General features: G+C 42.8%; 3 protein-coding genes and 3 pseudogenes. 4 read left to right on the forward strand and 2 right to left on the reverse strand.

The annotated features are described in order from the left end of the window. The 3 genes and pseudogenes from FE392_RS18805 to FE392_RS18815 form a co-directional block, all read left to right on the forward strand. Window positions 1-442 (forward strand): annotated as a pseudogene (locus FE392_RS18805) (host specificity protein J); the annotation flags it as partial. A gap of 230 nt (window positions 443-672) precedes the next feature. Continuing rightward, window positions 673-1,584: an endonuclease/exonuclease/phosphatase family protein gene (locus FE392_RS18810; protein ID WP_319931685.1), complete on the forward strand. Its 912-nt coding sequence runs from the start codon at window positions 673-675 to the stop codon at window positions 1,582-1,584. After that, the gene (locus FE392_RS18815; protein WP_319931686.1) at window positions 1,577-2,035 is read left to right on the forward strand and encodes a hypothetical protein; all 459 of its coding nucleotides are present in this window, start codon (window positions 1,577-1,579) and stop codon (window positions 2,033-2,035) included. The genes FE392_RS18810 and FE392_RS18815 overlap by 8 nt, the downstream gene beginning before the upstream one ends. Before the next feature lie 227 nt (window positions 2,036-2,262). Here FE392_RS18815 and FE392_RS18820 read toward each other — a convergent pair. Then, window positions 2,263-2,689, reverse strand: a pseudogene (locus FE392_RS18820) (type II toxin-antitoxin system VapC family toxin). Continuing rightward, a pseudogene (locus FE392_RS18825) lies at window positions 2,689-2,889 on the reverse strand (type II toxin-antitoxin system prevent-host-death family antitoxin); the annotation flags it as partial. The pseudogenes FE392_RS18820 and FE392_RS18825, both read right to left, overlap by 1 nt. Window positions 2,890-3,030: 141 nt before the next feature. Between FE392_RS18825 and FE392_RS18830 the strand changes: the two are divergent. Further along, on the forward strand, window positions 3,031-3,360 hold the full coding sequence (locus FE392_RS18830; RefSeq protein ID WP_319931368.1) for a SymE family type I addiction module toxin: 330 nt from the start codon (window positions 3,031-3,033) through the stop codon (window positions 3,358-3,360). Window positions 3,361-3,443 lie beyond the last annotated feature (83 nt).

Raw genomic sequence — 3,443 nt, forward strand, 5'->3', positions numbered from 1 at the left:
GCTACTTTTTGGTATCCGGCTGGCTTGGGACTTTGCCGCTCCTACGGGGGTCCTGTTGAAAACGGAAATTAGCTATAGCAAAAACGGTAAAGATGATGACATGTTGCAATCCGCTGATATCTCCTACCCACAACGGACCCACACTTTGCAGGGGTTGGCGGCTGGAGAGAAGCTCTATTTTCGGGCACGGTTGGTGGATAAATCGGGTAATACCTCAGAGTGGACAGCATGGATCAGCGGCACCGCGTCCAATGATACCCGCTGGATAGTGGAGGCCAGTCAGGAGCATTTTCTGGACGCAGAAACCGGGCGGCATATACAGAAGCAACTAGATGAGCAGGCCAGAGCTGATGTGCGTCACAAACAGGCCATTGCAGAAAATGCGCAGGCCATTGAGAAGCTGAGTGACATTTTGAAGGAGCTGAAGCGACGTATTCGGTAATTTTGTATTAGCCATTACTCGATCTGGAACTGTCGCTGAACTGAGAAAAACTTTATTTGGCAGTCTGCTTTGTGCCAGCAGCGGACGTTGTTGAGCCAGTACTATGTTAGTAGATTGTTACCAGAAGGCCGCAACCCTCTAGAATTCTGGTCTGACCGTTTAACTAGCATTGACGCTAGACATGCTTGAAATTATTATAAATGTAAACTCCTTCAAGCCAATGATTTCTTATGAGAAAAACAGGAAGAATAACCTTAGGATGGTGGAATACGAGTCTTTCGCCTAAAACAAGGGAAAATCAGGCTACAGAAGAACATAAGTTATATGTTGCGTTAGTTTTGTCTCGTTTGCTCAATGAAAGGTGGGTAGACATAATGTGCTTATGTGAGGTAACTCCTGAGGATATTGATAGCATATCAGATGCGCTAGGCGAAGAATTTAGTATCTATAATGGTGCGTTTAGAGAAAAGAGAAAAAAATTTGATATCTGCGTAATCTATAGAAACCAGATCGTTCAGTTCATTGAGTCTAGTTTGGTCAGTAGGCCTCACCATACAGGTAATACAATTTATGCTGGTCAAAAGGTTGAGTTTACTATAAATGAAACAACTGAAATCTTGGTTTTATTTATCGCACATTGGTCAAGTAGGCTATATGACTATGTTGACTCTCCCAAAAAAGCCCAGTTAGGCATGTTGCTCCAGACTGCTATACATGAGTGTATAGATAGTAAAAAAAATAAAGTTATTGTTTTAGGTGATTTCAATGAAGAGCCTTTTAATGAAAGCATCACAGAGCATTTGGGCGCATCCCGTGATATAGCATTGGTAAAAAAGCGCCCAGGGCTTTTATACAACCCATTTTGGCGTCATCTGATGTATGCGACATTGCATCCTAATTCAGATACAACAAATATTCACGGCGGGACATACTTCTATAAAAATGATGATTCAAGTAGATGGAAAACATTTGACCAAATGATGTTTTCTTCCGAGTTTATCGCCGGTAAGTCATGGCATTTGAACGAAACCGAAACGATGGTGTTCAGTGATTCCGAATTTATTGGATATATTCACAATGCAAAATCAAAATTTGATCACCTACCCATTTTATCAGTAATAGAGAGGGTCAATAATGACTGATTTTAGAAAATCATTTTCAGTGGGAGTCGCCGCAGCGACAGTTGCCGCTGAAAATAAAAGAGAAATAAATGACCTAATTAAAGCGGTAAACGAACAACTTGAAGAAACTTACGATGGAAAAGTTCATTTTGGTGTTTGGAGTCTATCAAAGAGAACCCACAAAAAAGGTGCAGTTAAGAATGTGTTTTTGGATGCATTTAATTTTGATTTTGTGGAATATCAAGGACTATGCATTACTAATTACGTCAACAAAGAACCTATAGAGTTAGCCGAATGGAAAGTATCGGAGAATGGATATCCCTGCATTATAAAATACGATGACAGAGAGGCTTATTGCTACAATAAAGATGATCTAGTAGTTGAGCTTTCAACTTTGCTCAGCGATGTTAAAACAGGCAAGGCTATTCTTAAACAACTAGATAATTTCTCCGAAAAAGGGCAAGCCACATAAATAGTGTGCATTTGATTGAATGTTATTTGCGAATGGGAGTAGCTAAACCAGCCCCATTTGCACATTTTTACCTAAACTCAAGTTTAAGTGAGGACTATAAAAACGCCTGTTTTACTATATGGTAATTTACTAGTCTATCAACGTCCGCTCCTCACTCTTAACTGACAGTCAGATTTATTCGTGCCCTGCCATAGAACACCGTCAGGTTAAGCCACAACTAATGTACATTATGGATTCGGCTCCCACGGATTGAGGATCGTCACTCCTGTGGGCTGAAAATCGGCTACGTTACGTGTGACTACCGTCATACCATTTACAAGCACTGTCGCAGCAATCAACGCATCACGCTCGCTGCACTTGTTCAGGGACATGCAGCCGGGCGCAGCTTTGTGCCACAGGGGTATCAACGGACAGCGTTCGTTCGGAAAATTCCGGTAAGACATGTTGTTCCAGCCAAGCGCGCAACATAGCCCCTCGAGTGGCATCCTTATGCTCAATCAATAAAACGCCGAGTTCTAACTCCATGATGGTGATCGCGGACACAAAAAGGTCGGCAGCATCGATGTTTTCAGCCCACTTTACTACGTTTGGATAGGCCTTCCCTGCTCATATTTTTCGAAGTTCGGACACCGCGTTGGTATCGAGTACGTACATCATGAGAAATCAGCCGGGCGGGTTCCGATATTCACTCGTTGCGGCTCAAATTCAATATCCGCAACTCCCGGTATTGCCAGCGAATAGGCAATGTTGCGATGTTACTTTGTCAGCAGCCGGTATTCTTCAATGCTCAACAGCACATGGGCAGGCTTACCGCGATCGGTGATGAATACGGGACCGTTCTTGTTCGCTTTCTTGCGAGCAGCTTTGCAAAGGCAATTTTTGTCAGTGGTATGTTATTTGGACGGGAGATAGAGTGGCGGTGAAATTTCGACGCGGCTTTACCGTGGTGGAACACGATAAAACCGCTAACCACAACAACTATCGGAGTAGTTATTATGGCTGACGCACATTCTACTGCAGGCATTTGCATTTACAAAATTTCCCAACCAGAACGTTATCAGAAAGTGGTTTACCGCCCTAAGGGAGTTAACCGCACGATCCCTGCCATCAACTTAAGCGGAAAATGGCTACTGGAAGCAGGATTTTCCATTAACGATCCGTTAAAAATCAGAGTAATGCCGGGCTGCCTGATTATCACCAGCCAAAATTTTCATGAACTGTGGCACTGCTTAAAAAGCCTGAATGAAGGCGAGTGGGATGATATCTCCGTGGCACATTGGTTACGGCAATTTCCCGGGAAATTAAGTAAAAAGTTACTGGGGTGAATTCGTAATTATCTGTTTTTTAATTGAAAATGATGTATTAAATGCTCCCGAGTGAACTGCACTTTGCGCTTAAATGGCAGAAT

This window comes from Xenorhabdus santafensis, from assembly GCF_033949405.1.
GTDB lineage: Bacteria > Pseudomonadota > Gammaproteobacteria > Enterobacterales > Enterobacteriaceae > Xenorhabdus > Xenorhabdus santafensis.